Genomic DNA, 14,649 nt, shown 5'->3' on the forward strand with positions numbered 1-14,649 from the left:
GGCGTGGGGAGTGATTAAACGCCCGAAGCCTTGGCTGCTGCTACGTCTTTGATGGACAGCTTGATACGGCCGCGGTTGTCCACGTCCAGTACCAGAACTTCCACTTCCTGGCCTTCTTTCAGGATGTCGGTCACTTTCTCTACGCGAGCGTCGCTCAACATCGAGATGTGGACCAGACCGTCCTTGCCCGGCAGGATGTTGACGAATGCGCCGAAGTCGACGATGCGCTCAACCTTACCAACGTAGATCTTGCCGATTTCGGCTTCAGCGGTGATACCCAGAACGCGCTGACGTGCTGCTTCAGCCGCTTCCTTGGTTTCGCCGAAGATCTTGATCGAGCCGTCGTCTTCGATGTCGATCGAAGCCTTGGTCTCTTCACAGATCGCACGAATGGTCGCGCCGCCTTTACCGATGACATCACGGATTTTGTCGGTGTCGATTTTCATCGCGATCATGGTCGGAGCGTTTTCCGACAATTCGGTACGCGACTGGCCAATGATCTGGTTCATCTGACCGAGGATGTTCAGGCGCGCTTCCAGGGCTTGGCCCAGAGCGATCTCCATGATTTCTTCGGTGATGCCTTTGATCTTGATGTCCATCTGCAGCGCGGTCACACCTTTGGCGGTACCCGCTACTTTGAAGTCCATGTCGCCCAAGTGATCTTCGTCACCCAGGATGTCGGTCAGGATGGCGAACTTCTCGCCTTCTTTAACCAGACCCATGGCGATACCGGCAACCGGTGCCTTCATCGGAACGCCGGCATCCATCAGAGCCAGGGAAGCGCCGCAGACCGAAGCCATGGAGCTCGAACCGTTGGACTCGGTGATTTCCGACACAACACGAATGGTGTACGGGAACACGTCGGCAGCAGGCAGCATGGCTGCAATCGAACGACGGGCCAGACGGCCGTGACCGATTTCGCGACGACCAGCGCCACCCATGCGGCCACACTCACCTACCGAGAACGGAGGGAAGTTGTAGTGCAGCATGAACGGGTCTTTTTTCTCGCCTTCCAGGGTGTCCAGCAGTTGTGCGTCACGGGCGGTGCCCAGTGTTGCAACAACCAGAGCCTGGGTTTCGCCACGGGTGAACAGAGCCGAACCGTGAGTCTTAGGCAGAACACCGACTTCGATGTTCAGAGGACGTACGGTCTTGGTGTCGCGGCCGTCGATACGTGGCTTGCCGTTTACGATGTTTTCGCGAACGGTGCGGTATTCGATTTCGCCGAAAGCAGCTTTGACTTCGCTGGACGAAGGCTGGCCTTCTTCACCGGACAGCTTGGCAACAACCTGGTCTTTCAACTCACCCAGGCGAGCGTAACGGTCGGCCTTGATGGTGATGGTGTAAGCCTGGGAGATCGCGTCGCCGAACTCGGCACGGATAGCGCCCAGCAGTGCGGTGGCTTCTGGCTGTGGAGCCCATGTCCAGGTTGGCTTGGCTGCTTCAGCGGCCAGTTCTTTAACGGCGTTGATCACAACCTGGAACTCGTCGTGAGCAAACAGTACCGCGCCCAGCATCTGGTCTTCAGTCAGCTCTTTGGCTTCCGATTCAACCATCAGAACGGCTTCCGAAGTACCGGCAACGACCATGTCCAGGCTCGAAGCTTTCTGTTGTTCGTAAGTCGGGTTCAGCAGGTAGCCGGTGCTTTCGTGGAACGCAACGCGGGCAGCGCCGATCGGACCATCGAAAGGAATGCCGGAGATGGCCAGGGCAGCCGAGGTACCGATCATCGCAGCGATGTCCGGATCGGTTTTCTTGCTGGTGGAAACGACGGTGCAGACAACCTGCACTTCGTTCATGAAGCCTTCTGGGAACAGCGGACGGATCGGACGGTCGATCAGTCGGGAAGTCAGGGTTTCTTTCTCGGAAGGACGGCCTTCGCGCTTGAAGAAACCGCCAGGGATCTTACCGGCAGCGTAAGTCTTTTCCTGGTAGTGAACGGACAGAGGGAAGAAGCCCTTGCCTGGATCGGCTTGTTTGGCACCGACTACGGTCACCAATACGCTGACGTCGTCGTCAACGGTGACCAATACTGCGCCGGAGGCCTGACGGGCGATACGGCCAGTCTCGAGGGTAACGGTCGACTGACCGAACTGGAATTTTTTGATTACCGGGTTCACGGTGTCCTACCTTCTTTTGTGGCTCTTGGGGAACTTGTCTTCTTGCGAAATTCTTGGGCAACGCCGGGAATCGGCCCGACTGTCATTGTCCAGGTAAAGCAGGTATCCAGATAAAACTTGAGGCTGGGAGCCTGCCATGCGCCAGCGGGAAACCCACTGACGTACGACAGACAACCAACCTCTAGCGCAATCGCTTATTAGCGACGCAGACCCAGGCGACCGATCAGAGCCTGGTAACGACCCAGATCCTTGCCTTTCAGGTAGTCCAGCAGCTTACGACGCTGGTTTACCATGCGGATCAGACCACGACGGGAGTGGTGATCTTTACCGTTGGCCTTGAAGTGACCTTGCAGCTTGTTGATGTTGTGGGTCAGCAGTGCAACTTGCACTTCTGGCGAACCAGTGTCACCAACAGCTTGCTGGTAGTCAGCTACGATTTGAGCTTTTTCTTGAACGTCGAGAGCCATGAGGCAATCCTTTTATCAGGAAACTGTTTCAAAGAAACAGCTTCAACAGGCCAGGGACAAATCCCTGTATCTAAAAATGAGTAGTGACCGTGCCTGTTAACAGCCACCCTCGTCCCAGTTTGTGCAAAAGCTACTGCGCTCGGTAATCCTGCGTCAAAAACAGGCTCGGAATGCTCATTGACAGCAGTCAACTCCGCTTCCTCGCCTGTTTTTTCCTTGTCTTCCCTTCGCTCGTTACGCTTTTACACCAAACTGGTTCCGGTCATTCTGACCGAATCAGTCGACGTGGCGCGATGCGCCCGTCTTCGCTCACTTCACCGATACCGATGAAGCGACCATTGTGATCCTGTACCCGTACCATGCCGAACTTCGGTGCATCCGGGGCTCGTACCGGTTGGCCGTTAAGCCAGTAGAACGAGCTGTGCTCCGAGAACTGCAACAGTGGCCAATCCAGCAGGCCGCTGTCCGATGGCATCAGGAAGCGGTCGACCGCTTCGTTGCCGCCTTCGGCATGTACCGCTTCCAACTCTTCAAGCGTGACCGTCTGGGCCAGCGTGAAAGGCCCGGCCTGGGTACGTCGCAGTTCAGCAACGTAAGCGCCACAACCGAGTTGCTCACCGATATCCTCCACCAGGGTGCGGATATAGGTACCTTTGGTGCAATCCACTGCAAGCCGCGCAGTATCACCTTCAAAGGCCAGTAATTCCAAGCGCGCAATAGTAACAGAACGCGGTTCGCGCTCCACTACTTCACCTGCCCTGGCCAGCTTGTACAACGGCTGGCCATCACGTTTGAGCGCCGAGTACATGGGCGGTATCTGACTGATTTGCCCACGAAATTTCGGCAGCACCGCTTCAACATCGGCGCGACCAACGGTCACCGGGCGCTCCAGCAAAACGTCACCCTCGGCATCCGCCGTGGTGGTGGTCTTGCCCAGTTGCGCCAGGGTTTCATAAGCCTTGTCGGAATCGAGCAGGTATTGCGAAAACTTGGTGGCCTCACCGAAGCACAACGGCAACACGCCGGTGGCCAGCGGATCGAGACTGCCGGTGTGCCCGGCCTTCTCGGCGTTCAGCAGCCAGCGGACCTTCTGCAACGCCGCATTGGAGGTGAACCCCAGTGGCTTGTCGAGCAGGATGATACCGCTGACGTTACGACGGATACGTTTGACCTGAGCCACCGATTACTCCTTGGTGTCTTCGGCTTCTGCCGCAACCGGATGCTGATTGTCTTCAGCTACTGCACGTTCGATCAATGCCGACAGATGAGCACCACGCACGACGCTTTCGTCGTAGTGGAAGTGCAACTGCGGAACGCTGCGCAACTTCATTTCGCGAGCCAACTGCATGCGCAGGAAACCAGCGGCGGAGTTGAGCACCTTGATGCTTTGCGCGATGTCTTCAGCGTTGTCCTGCCCCATCACGGTGATGAAGATCTTGGCGTGACCGACGTCACGGCTGACTTCAACAGCGGTAATGGTGACCAGGCCGACGCGCGGGTCTTTGACTTCACGACGGATCAGCTGTGCCAGCTCACGCTGCATCTGATCGCCGATACGTTGGGTACGGCTGTATTCTTTTGCCATGTCTTGTTACCTGTTACTGCCCCACGGTGAAACCCGAAGGGTCTGAAAGCGGCAAACGCCCGGCCTGACAAAAGCCAGACCGGGCGTTGCATTTAGAGTCCTGACGCTGCGCCGCGCATCTGCATGCGACGGCTCATCGTGGCCCTTGAAGTGCGCGAGTTAGAGGCTGCGAGCAACCTGAACCTTCTCGTAGACTTCGATCTTGTCGCCTGCTTTGACGTCGTTGTAGCTCTTGACGCCAATACCGCATTCCATGCCGGCACGTACTTCGGAAGCGTCATCCTTGAAGCGGCGCAGGGATTCCAGCTCGCCTTCGAAGATAACGATGTCTTCACGCAGTACACGGATTGGACGGTTACGGTGAACAACACCTTCGATAACCATGCAACCGGCGATCGCGCCAAACTTCGGCGAACGGAACACGTCACGGACTTCAGCGGTACCCAGGATGTTCTCGCGAACATCGCTGCCCAGCATACCGGTGAGGGCTTTCTTGACGTCTTCGATGATGTCGTAGATCACGTTGTAGTAACGCATATCCAGACCTTCCTGCTCGACGATCTTGCGAGCGCCAGCATCGGCACGCACGTTGAAGCCAAACAGTACAGCGTTGGAGGCCAGTGCCAGGTTGGCGTCGGATTCGGTGATACCACCGACGCCGCCACCGACAACACGCACTTGCACTTCGTCGTTACCCAGGCCGTTCAAGGCACCGTTCAACGCTTCCAGCGAACCACGGACGTCGGATTTGAGGACGATGTTGAGCGTCTTCTTCTCTGCCTGACCCATGTTTTCGAAGATGTTTTCCAGCTTGCCGGCGTGAGCGCGAGCCAGTTTGACTTCGCGGAACTTGCCTTGACGGAACAGAGCCACTTCACGGGCTTTCTTCTCGTCCGACAGCACGCTCATCTCGTCGCCAGCGTCCGGGGTACCGTCCAGGCCGAGGATCTCGACAGGGATGGAAGGACCGGCTTCCTTGATTGGCTTGCCGTTCTCGTCGAGCATGGCACGTACACGGCCATAGTTCGAACCGACCAGCACCATGTCGCCTTGGCGCAGGGTACCGTCTTGAACCAGAACGGTTGCAACCGGGCCACGACCTTTGTCGAGACGCGATTCAACCACGACGCCACGGCCAGGAGCCGAAGGAGTCGCTTTCAGCTCCAGAACTTCAGCTTGCAGCAGAACAGCTTCGAGCAACTCGTCCACGCCAGTACCGACTTTCGCCGAAACCGATACGAACGGGGTGTCGCCGCCCCACTCTTCCGAAGTCACGCCGTGAACCGACAGTTCGCTACGGATGCGATCGAGATCAGCGCCCGGCTTGTCGATTTTGTTCACAGCAACCACCAGTGGAACACCGGCAGCCTTGGCGTGCTGGACCGCTTCAATGGTCTGCGGCATAACGCCGTCGTCCGCTGCAACGACCAGGATCACGATGTCAGTCGCCTTGGCACCACGAGCACGCATTGCGGTAAACGCAGCGTGACCCGGGGTGTCGAGGAACGTGACCATGCCGCGATCAGTTTCAACGTGGTACGCACCGATGTGCTGGGTGATACCGCCGGCTTCGCCAGCAGCTACCTTGGCACGACGGATATAGTCGAGCAGCGACGTCTTACCGTGGTCAACGTGGCCCATTACGGTCACGACTGGCGCACGGGAGAACGTCTCACCTTCAAACTTCAGGGACTCGGCCAGGGAATCTTCCAGGGCGGTGTCGCTGACCAGGGTCACTTTGTGGCCCAGTTCTTCGGCTACCAGTTGAGCAGTTTCCTGATCAAGCACCTGGTTGATGGTCGCTGGAGTACCCAGTTTGAACATGAACTTGATGATTTCAGCAGCCTTGACCGACATCTGATTGGCGAGATCGCCAACAGTGATGGTCTCGCCGATCTGCACATCACGCACGACAGGGCCTGTTGGGCTCTGGAAACCGTGTGCGTTGCGTTTTTTCAGCTTGGCCTTGCCGCGACCACCACGACGAAAGCCATCGCTTTCTTCGTCGGTAGTACGTGGGGCAACGCGTGGTGCAGGCGCTTTCTCTTTGACCGAGGCACGATGCGGAGCGTTTTTACGCTCGCCGTCGCCACCACCGCTGCGACGATTGTTATCGTCGGCACGTGGTTTATCCGGACGGCGCTGTTCGTTCTGCTTGTTGCGAACGTCAGCAGACGGTGCTGGAGCAGCGGCTACAACCGGTGCGCTTTCGCGTACTGGCTCGGCAACTGCAGCAGGCGCTGCAACGGCGTCGTTAGTAGCGGTTTGCGCAGCAGCAGGCTGGCGACGCGCTTCTTCTTCGGCGCGACGCTTGGCTTCTTCTTCAGCCTTCTGACGTGCAGCATTGTCTACTGCGCGACGTTCTTCCAGTTCGCGTTTGCGCTCGGCTTCGATTTCTTCCGGGCTGCGCTGTACGAAGACTTTCTTCTTGCGTACTTCAACGCTGATGCTTTTGCTGCCAGCAACACGCAGTGTACTGGTGGTTTTGCGCTGCAATGTAATCTTGCGCGGTTCTTCCACTTTCGCCTTGTGGCTGCTCTTCAAGTGAGTCAGCAAAGACTGCTTCTCACTATCGCTCACACCTTCATCGGCGGCGGTGTGCGGCAGACCTGCCTCACGCATCTGCTGCAACAGGCGCTCTACCGGTGTTTTGACCTCATCGGCCAGTTGTTTCACCGTGACTTGCGTCATGCACTTCTCTCCTCAGGCCGCGCCTAATTACTCGAACCAGTGGGCTCGGGCGGCCATGATCAACTTGCCGGCACGATCATCGTCAATGCCGTCGATGTCGAGCAGATCGTCAATAGACTGCTCGGCCAGGTCTTCGCGGGTAATTACGCCGCGCACCGCCAGTTCCATCGCCAAATCCTTGTCCATACCCTCAAGCGAGAGCAGGTCTTCGGCCGGATGGGCGTCTGCCAGCTTTTCCTCAGTAGCGATGGCTTTGGTCAACAAACGATCCTTGGCGCGAGCGCGAAGCTCGTTGACGGTTTCTTCGTCAAAGCCGTCGATGTTGAGCATTTCTTCCAACGGTACGTAGGCAATCTCTTCCAGGCTGGTAAAGCCTTCATCTACCAGCACCTGCGCCAGGTCTTCGTCGACTTCCAGCTCGTCGATGAAGTTGCGCAGGATGTCGCCGGTTTCTGCTTGCTGCTTAGCCTGGATGTCCGATTCGGTCATCACGTTCAGGGTCCAGCCAGTCAACTGGCTAGCCAGACGCACGTTCTGACCACCGCGACCGATGGCCTGAGCGAGATTGTCTGCGCCAACGGCGATGTCCATTGCATGGGCATCTTCGTCAACGATAATTGCCGCCACTTCAGCCGGCGACATTGCATTGATCACGAACTGAGCCGGGTTGTCGTCCCACAGGACGATGTCCACACGCTCACCGCCCAACTCACCCGACACTGCCTGGACGCGCGAACCGCGCATACCGATGCAAGCGCCTTGCGGGTCGATGCGTTTGTCCTTGGAGCGGACCGCGATCTTGGCGCGCGAACCCGGGTCACGGGATGCTGCCATTACTTCGATCAGGCCTTCAGCGATTTCCGGCACTTCGATGCGGAACAACTCGATCAGCATTTCCGGCGCGGTACGCGACAGGATCAGCTGCGGGCCGCGGTTCTCGGTGCGGATTTCCTTGAGCAGCGCACGCAGACGCACGCCAACCCGGAAGGTTTCGCGAGAGATGATGTCTTCACGAGCCAGCAACGCTTCGGCGTTGTTGCCCAGATCGACGATCACGTTGTCGCGGGTCACTTTCTTCACGGTGCCGGAGATGATTTCTCCCAGGCGCTCGCGATAGGCATCAACGACTTGAGCGCGCTCGGCTTCGCGAACTTTCTGCACGATGACTTGCTTGGCAGTCTGTGCAGCGATACGGCCGAACTCGATGGATTCGATCTTTTCTTCGACTACATCACCAACCTGAGCACCAGGATGCGTTTCTGCAACCTTGCTCGGCCAGGTTTCGATGGCCGGATCGTCCAGGTCTGCTTCTTCGACGACCGTCCAGCGACGGAATGTCTCGTAAGCACCGGTGTGGCGATTGATTTCCACACGCAGATCAACTTCGTCCTCGAAACGTTTTTTGGTAGCAGTGGCCAGAGCCAGCTCCAGCGCTTCAAAAATTACGTTTGCCGGTACGCCCTTTTCATTGGATACCGACTCAACAACCAGCAGTACTTCTTTGCTCATCGTACGCCTCGCCTTTCGCAAGCCATTGGATCCGCGGGATCCGCGTCTCAGTCAAAACTGGGAATAATGTTGGCCTTGTCGATCATATCGATCGGCAACAGGAACTCATGGTCTTCTACCTGCACCACGACGTCCTGCTCTTCTACACCGCGCAGAAGGCCCTGAAAGTTGCGTCGGCCTTCAAAAGGCGAGCGCAGCTTGATCTTCACTTGTTCACCGGCAAATTTTGCAAACTGCTCAATAGTGAACAGCGGGCGTTCCATGCCAGGCGAGGAAACTTCAAGGGTGTATTCAACGGCAATTGGATCTTCAACATCCAGAACGCCGCTGATCTGACGGCTGACAATGGCACAATCGTCCACGAGCACACCGCCCTCTTTATCGATATAAACGCGCAACATTGAGTGGCGACCTTGAGCCGAAAACTCAATACCCCAGCATTCATAGCCTAGGGCCACGACCACCGGGGCCAGCAAGGCCTGCAACTCTTCTAGCTTGCTCGACACCTGAAACCCCCTCGTGCATGTATGTGCATGCTGTGCAAAATAAAAAAATGGGCGAAACGCCCATCCTTGAAACGCCGTCGAACAGCGGCGTTGAAAGTGTCCAGCTAACAAAAAGCCCCTTAAAAGGGGCTCCTTAAACTGGTTGCGGGGGCCGGATTTGAACCGACGACCTTCGGGTTATGAGCCCGACGAGCTACCAGACTGCTCCACCCCGCGACAAAGCTGGGGCGGAAGTATACGACCGATCCCTGACAGGGTCAATGTAACCTTCCACCTACAAGAAAGCCCGCAACAGCGGGCTCTCCTGATAATTGGTACCGAGAAGGGGACTCGAACCCCTACACCCTATGGGCACAACCACCTCAAGGTTGCGTGTCTACCAATTCCACCACCTCGGCAATACTACGTTTGAAACCCTTCTTACTTTTGCTCTTGAGCTGGAGGCACGTCAGTCGCTGGAGTAGCCGACTTTTGCTCTTGAAGCACCGGTACATCATCAGAAGCCGGTTGTTGCTTTGGAACTTCCAACACTGCTGGATTTGGCAAACCTACTTGAGTCAGCTGGTGAGCCTTCTCTTTAGCAAAGTAACCTAACCCTAAGCTGGTTATGAAGAAACCGGCGGCAAGTATAGCAGTAAACTTACTAAGAAAGGTAGAGGAACCTTGGCTTCCGAACACAGTATTTGAAGCACCTGCTCCGAAAGACGCGCCAGCATCCGCACCTTTACCCTGCTGCAGCAATACCAGAGCAACTACGCCCAATGCACCCAGCAGATGAAAAACGACTACGACTGTTTCCAGCATTTTTTCAGTTTCCCGCGGCGCGACAAATCGCACCGAACTCATCTGCATTCAGGGAAGCCCCACCAATGAGCCCCCCATCGATATCCGGCATGCCGAACAGTTCGACCGCATTGGCCGCCTTCACGCTGCCGCCGTATAGAAGCCGCACACCTTGTGCGACCTCAGAATTCTCTGCCGCCAACTGAGCGCGAATGGCTGCATGCACATCCTGCGCCTGTTGCGGCGAAGCAGTCAGCCCGGTACCAATGGCCCAGACCGGCTCGTAAGCGATTACTGCCTTTGCAAAGGCACCAACACCCAGCTCCTCTATGATACTGCCTAGCTGACGCCCGACAACCTCAAGAGTTTTTCCAGCCTCGCGCTCTTCAAGGGTCTCCCCTACGCACAACACCGGAATCAAGCCACTTGCCTGTGCCGCTGCGAACTTGCGAATCAGCATTCCGTCCTGCTCGCCCATTATCTGGCGGCGCTCGGAGTGCCCAACAAGTACAAAAGAACAGCCTGCATCCACCAACTGACTCGGCGCAACTTCACCGGTCAACGCACCTTGCATGGATTCCACCGCAGAGTTCTGCGCGCCGACCGAAATCGACTTTTCCTTCAAGCCATCAATCACTTGATTGATATGCAAGCAAGGCGGGAATACCGCTACATCAACATCGCTCGGCAAGGCCAGATGACGAAGGCCATTGATCAGCTCAGCGACGCTGGCGCGGGTACCGTGCATCTTCCAGTTACCAGCTACCATAGGGCGACGCATGCTGTACCTCGTCGGTCAAAGTGGGCGCAGATGTTACCCAACACAATCATGGCTGGCAAGCCGAAATCAGGCAGAAACTTCAGTAACCAGTTTTGCCAGCTCTTCGGCGTAGCCGCGAACCTGTGTTTCGTCCTCGCCTTCGACCATGACCCGCACCAGCGGCTCCGTCCCGGACTTGCGCAACAGCACGCGCCCACGACCAGCCATAGCCTCGGTAACGCGCTCGCTTGCCTCCTTGACGGATGGATGATCAAGAGGGCTCGCACCGCCGCCGAATCGTACATTGATCAGCACCTGAGGGCACTTGCGCAGCGCCTGACGCGATTGCGCCAGCCCCTCGGAGCGGGTCTTCAGCGCCATCAATACCTGCAATGCGGCAATGATCGCGTCACCGGTGGTGGTGTGGTTGAAGCAGACAATGTGCCCCGAATTTTCACCACCCACCAGCCAATCACGCTCCAGCAACTCGGAGATTACGTAACGGTCGCCAACATTGGCCCGCACAAAAGGAATTGCCAGATCCGCCAGGGCCAACTCCAACCCCAGATTACTCATCAACGTACCGACCACACCACCCTGCAACTTGCCCTGCTCATGCAGGTCACGAGCAATGATGAACAGCAACTCATCACCGTCGACGACAGTACCGGTATGATCAACCATCTGAACGCGGTCACCATCACCGTCAAAGGCGATACCCAAATCAGCATGCTCGGCCAATACAGCAGCTTGCAGCGGCCCCATATGGGTCGAACCGCAATTTTCATTGATGTTCAGGCCGTTAGGATGAGCAGAAAGCACAACGACATCGGCTCCCAGCTCACGGAATACACTAGGCGCCACCTTGTAGGTCGCACCATGAGCGCAGTCGATCACGATCTTCAGGCCCGCGAAGCTGGTGCCGGTCGGGACGCTGCTTTTGCAGAATTCGATATAGCGGCCCGAAGCATCGTTGATGCGCGATACCTTGCCGATCTTGCTCGATTCAACAACAGTCATCGGGGTGTCGAGCAACTCTTCGATCATATGCTCGACTTCATCAGGAAGCTTGGTGCCCTTCCCGGAGAAAAACTTGATGCCATTGTCATCGTGAGGGTTGTGCGAGGCACTGATCACGATGCCCGCTTCAGCTTGGAAGGTACGCGTCAGGTAGGCGATGGCCGGTGTCGGCATCGGGCCCAGGAGCATGACATCGGCACCTGCCGAAGTAAGTCCGGCCTCGAGCGCAGATTCGAACATATAGCCAGAGATCCGAGTGTCCTTGCCCACCAACACCTTGCAGGCGCCCATTTTGCGGAACGCCATACCAGCAGCCCAGCCGAGCTTGAGCATGAAGTCAGGAGTAATCGGATATTCGCCGACCCGACCACGAATGCCGTCGGTGCCAAAGTATTTTTTAGTCATAAGTGCTCCATCATTCTTATTCGGCTGATTCCACTGCGGCGATCATCCGCACCACATCGACGGTTTCGGCCACATCATGGACGCGCAATATACGCGCCCCCTTGACCGAAGCCAGCGCTGCAAGCGCCAGACCACCATGCAGACGCTCGCCAACCGGACGATTCAATGCCTGACCTATCATGCTCTTTCGCGAGACCCCGACCAACAGGGGCCGCCCCAAGGCATGCAGGGCCTCCATATGCTTGAACAAGCTTAGATTGTGCTGCAAGGTTTTTGCGAAGCCAAAGCCCGGATCAAGGATGATCCGGTCCGCTGTAATTCCTACCGACGCACACTGAGCCATGCGCTCGGCGAGAAACTCGCCCACCTCTTTCGTGACGTCCTGATACTGCGGATTGTCCTGCATGTCGCCCGGCTCACCGAGCATATGCATCAGACAGACCGGCAGGCCAGTGGCCGCGGCCGCATCCAGAGCGCCATCGCGCCGCAGCGAGCGCACGTCATTGATCAACCCCGCACCAAGTCGTGCGGCTTCGCGCATGACAGCTGGCGTGGAAGTGTCGACCGAGATAATTACATCCAGCTCGCGGTGTATTCGCTCGACGACCGGAGCTACGCGCTCAAGCTCTTCCAGCGGTGAAACCACCCTGGCACCCGGCCGGGTCGATTCGCCACCGACATCAATCAACGTCGCGCCGGCCGCTACCATAGCCTCAGCATGGCGCAAGGCTGCATCGAGCTGGCTATATTGGCCGCCATCAGAGAAGGAATCGGGAGTGACATTGAGAATACCCATGACGTGCGTCAGGGCTAAATCGAGAACCCGATTGCCGCAAGGCAACCGGGTCGAGGACTGAACAGAAGTCATTTCAAACCTTAAACGTCAGCAGCCGGACCGCCGATCGGTGTTTCCGGACGCGGATCCTGTGCCACCGGAGGAGTTCCGGAGGTACCGGTGCCACCTGACCAGTCGCGAGGTTCACGAGGCGTACGACCCGCCATGATGTCGTCGATCTGATCAGCGTCGATCGTTTCGTACTTCATCAAGGCATCAGCCATGGCGTCGAGCTTGTCACGGTTATCGGTGAGGATCTGCTTGGCCGTGCCGTAGCACTGATCAATGATGCTGCGGACTTCGGAGTCGATCAACTTGGCCGTCTCACCGGAGAAGCTTGCACCCTGCCCGCCACCGCCGCGACCGAGGAACACTTCGCCCTCTTCTTCTGCGTACATCAACGGGCCGAGTTTTTCCGACAAACCCCACTTGGTCACCATGTTCCGTGCAATCTGGCTGGCACGCATGATGTCGTTTGATGCACCGGTGGTGACGCCATCGAAGCCCAAGGTCATTTCTTCAGCAATACGGCCGCCGTACAACGAGCAGATCTGACTGATCAATGCACGCTTGGACAGGCTGTAGCGATCTTCTTCCGGCAGAAACATGGTCACACCCAGCGCACGACCGCGCGGGATGATCGACACCTTGTAGACCGGGTCATGCTCAGGCACGACGCGCCCGACAATAGCGTGACCCGCCTCGTGATAAGCGGTGTTCTGCTTCTCTTTTTCGGACATGACCATGGATTTGCGCTCGGCGCCCATCATGATCTTGTCTTTGGCCAGTTCGAACTCTTTCATTTCGACGATGCGCTTGCCGGCACGGGCTGCGAACAACGACGCTTCGTTCACCAGGTTAGCCAGGTCAGCACCGGAGAAACCAGGGGTACCACGAGCAATCACGGCCGGAGCGACGTCGTCACCCATTGGCACTTTGCGCATGTGAACCTTGAGAATCTGCTCGCGACCACGGATATCCGGCAGACCGACGACAACCTGACGGTCGAAACGGCCCGGACGCAGCAACGCAGGGTCCAGTACGTCCGGACGGTTGGTTGCAGCGATGACGATAATGCCGTCGTTCATTTCGAAGCCGTCCATCTCTACCAGCAACTGGTTGAGAGTCTGCTCCCGCTCATCGTGACCACCACCCATCCCGGCGCCACGATGACGACCGACGGCGTCGATTTCATCGATGAAGATGATGCATGGCGCGTGCTTCTTGGCCTGCTCGAACATGTCACGAACACGGCTGGCACCGACACCCACAAACATTTCGACAAAATCGGAACCAGAAATAGTGAAGAAAGGTACTTTTGCTTCGCCTGCAATCGCTTTGGCGATCAAGGTTTTACCGGTCCCCGGAGGACCCACCATCAGCACGCCGCGAGGAATGCGACCACCCAGACGCTGAAACTTGCCCGGATCACGCAAGAACTCGACCAACTCACCAACTTCTTCCTTGGCTTCGTCACAACCGGCAACGTCACCCAAGGTGGTTTTCACTTGATCCTCGGAGAGCAGGCGCGCCTTGCTCTTGCCGAAGCTCATTGGCCCGCCCTTTCCTCCGGCGCCGCCCTGCATCTGCCGCATGAAGAACATGAACACGGCGATGATCACCAGGATCGGGAAGCTTGCGACCAGGAGCTGAGTCCAGATGCTTTGCTGTTCAGGCTGCTTGCCTTCGACTACGACATGGTTGTCCACGAGGTCGCCGATCAGACCGTTGTCCTGGATTGCAGGACGAATGGTCTTGAAGCTGTCGCCATCGTTGCGTTTGCCGGTAATCACGTAGCCGTCAACCGCTACGCGCTCGACCTTTCCATCCTTGACCTGCTGGATGAAGTCGGAATAGTTGAGGGTCTGCGGCTCGTTAGGGCTGGAGAAGTTGTTCATAACTGTCACAAGGACAGCCGCGATGATCAACCACAGGATCAGATTCTTTGCCATATCGTTCAATTAACTA

12 protein-coding genes and 2 tRNA genes are annotated in these 14,649 nt (G+C 57.1%); all 14 read right to left on the minus strand.

The window, feature by feature from the left end; all coding sequences use genetic code 11:
* Positions 1-14: 14 nt before the first annotated feature.
* The 14 genes from pnp to ftsH all read right to left on the minus strand — a co-directional run bounded on the left by pnp (position 15) and on the right by ftsH (position 14,633).
* Positions 15-2,120 (minus strand): polyribonucleotide nucleotidyltransferase, encoded by a 2,106-nt coding sequence (gene pnp, locus CUN63_RS08310; protein WP_007942868.1) that lies wholly within the window; start codon positions 2,118-2,120, stop codon positions 15-17.
* Positions 2,121-2,317: 197 nt separating this feature from the next.
* The gene (gene rpsO, locus CUN63_RS08315) at positions 2,318-2,587 is read right to left on the minus strand and encodes a 30S ribosomal protein S15 (RefSeq protein WP_003176135.1); all 270 of its coding nucleotides are present in this window, start codon (positions 2,585-2,587) and stop codon (positions 2,318-2,320) included.
* Between the two features lie 262 nt (positions 2,588-2,849).
* Entirely contained in the window at positions 2,850-3,767 is a 918-nt protein-coding gene (truB, locus tag CUN63_RS08320; RefSeq protein ID WP_129438597.1) for a tRNA pseudouridine(55) synthase TruB, read from the minus strand.
* Positions 3,768-3,770: 3 nt separating this feature from the next.
* Complete coding sequence (gene rbfA / locus CUN63_RS08325; RefSeq protein WP_008149016.1) at positions 3,771-4,172, minus strand: 30S ribosome-binding factor RbfA; 402 nt, start codon at positions 4,170-4,172, stop codon at positions 3,771-3,773.
* Positions 4,173-4,331: 159 nt separating this feature from the next.
* On the minus strand, positions 4,332-6,863 hold the full coding sequence (gene infB / locus CUN63_RS08330) for a translation initiation factor IF-2 (protein ID WP_129438599.1): 2,532 nt from the start codon (positions 6,861-6,863) through the stop codon (positions 4,332-4,334).
* A gap of 27 nt (positions 6,864-6,890) precedes the next feature.
* Complete coding sequence (gene nusA, locus CUN63_RS08335) at positions 6,891-8,372, minus strand: transcription termination factor NusA (RefSeq protein ID WP_008024459.1); 1,482 nt, start codon at positions 8,370-8,372, stop codon at positions 6,891-6,893.
* A gap of 47 nt (positions 8,373-8,419) precedes the next feature.
* Positions 8,420-8,878, minus strand: a complete 459-nt coding sequence (rimP, locus tag CUN63_RS08340; protein WP_010463487.1) for a ribosome maturation factor RimP — start codon at positions 8,876-8,878, stop codon at positions 8,420-8,422.
* Between the two features lie 139 nt (positions 8,879-9,017).
* Positions 9,018-9,094 (minus strand) — tRNA-Met (locus CUN63_RS08345).
* A 96-nt stretch (positions 9,095-9,190) separates the two neighbouring features.
* A tRNA-Leu gene (locus CUN63_RS08350) sits at positions 9,191-9,276 on the minus strand.
* 22 nt (positions 9,277-9,298) lie between these two features.
* A complete protein-coding gene (gene secG / locus CUN63_RS08355) occupies positions 9,299-9,682 on the minus strand; it encodes a preprotein translocase subunit SecG (RefSeq protein ID WP_017336473.1) in 384 nt (127 codons plus the stop codon).
* A 4-nt stretch (positions 9,683-9,686) separates the two neighbouring features.
* Positions 9,687-10,442 (minus strand): triose-phosphate isomerase, encoded by a 756-nt coding sequence (gene tpiA, locus CUN63_RS08360; protein ID WP_129438601.1) that lies wholly within the window; start codon positions 10,440-10,442, stop codon positions 9,687-9,689.
* Positions 10,443-10,508: 66 nt separating this feature from the next.
* Positions 10,509-11,846, minus strand: coding sequence for a phosphoglucosamine mutase (gene glmM, locus CUN63_RS08365; RefSeq protein WP_129438603.1), 1,338 nt, complete (start codon positions 11,844-11,846; stop codon positions 10,509-10,511).
* 16 nt (positions 11,847-11,862) lie between these two features.
* Positions 11,863-12,714 (minus strand): dihydropteroate synthase, encoded by an 852-nt coding sequence (gene folP, locus CUN63_RS08370; RefSeq protein WP_056741071.1) that lies wholly within the window; start codon positions 12,712-12,714, stop codon positions 11,863-11,865.
* A gap of 8 nt (positions 12,715-12,722) precedes the next feature.
* Positions 12,723-14,633, minus strand: a complete 1,911-nt coding sequence (gene ftsH, locus CUN63_RS08375) for an ATP-dependent zinc metalloprotease FtsH (RefSeq protein ID WP_129438606.1) — start codon at positions 14,631-14,633, stop codon at positions 12,723-12,725.
* Positions 14,634-14,649 lie beyond the last annotated feature (16 nt).

The organism is Pseudomonas sp. ACM7, from assembly GCF_004136015.1.
Lineage (GTDB): Bacteria > Pseudomonadota > Gammaproteobacteria > Pseudomonadales > Pseudomonadaceae > Aquipseudomonas > Aquipseudomonas frigoris.

What these genes read in the sequence shown, in the direction of transcription:
- rpsO (WP_003176135.1), bottom strand. Translation starts at nt 2,587, where the DNA reads ATGGCTCTCGACGTTCAAGAAAAAGCTCAAATCGTAGCTGACTACCAG.
- rbfA (WP_008149016.1), bottom strand. Translation starts at nt 4,172, where the DNA reads ATGGCAAAAGAATACAGCCGTACCCAACGTATCGGCGATCAGATGCAG.
- infB (WP_129438599.1), bottom strand. Translation starts at nt 6,863, where the DNA reads ATGACGCAAGTCACGGTGAAACAACTGGCCGATGAGGTCAAAACACCG.
- nusA (WP_008024459.1), bottom strand. Translation starts at nt 8,372, where the DNA reads ATGAGCAAAGAAGTACTGCTGGTTGTTGAGTCGGTATCCAATGAAAAG.
- secG (WP_017336473.1), bottom strand. Translation starts at nt 9,682, where the DNA reads ATGCTGGAAACAGTCGTAGTCGTTTTTCATCTGCTGGGTGCATTGGGC.
- tpiA (WP_129438601.1), bottom strand. Translation starts at nt 10,442, where the DNA reads ATGCGTCGCCCTATGGTAGCTGGTAACTGGAAGATGCACGGTACCCGC.
- glmM (WP_129438603.1), bottom strand. Translation starts at nt 11,846, where the DNA reads ATGACTAAAAAATACTTTGGCACCGACGGCATTCGTGGTCGGGTCGGC.
- folP (WP_056741071.1), bottom strand. Translation starts at nt 12,714, where the DNA reads ATGACTTCTGTTCAGTCCTCGACCCGGTTGCCTTGCGGCAATCGGGTT.
- ftsH (WP_129438606.1), bottom strand. Translation starts at nt 14,633, where the DNA reads ATGGCAAAGAATCTGATCCTGTGGTTGATCATCGCGGCTGTCCTTGTG.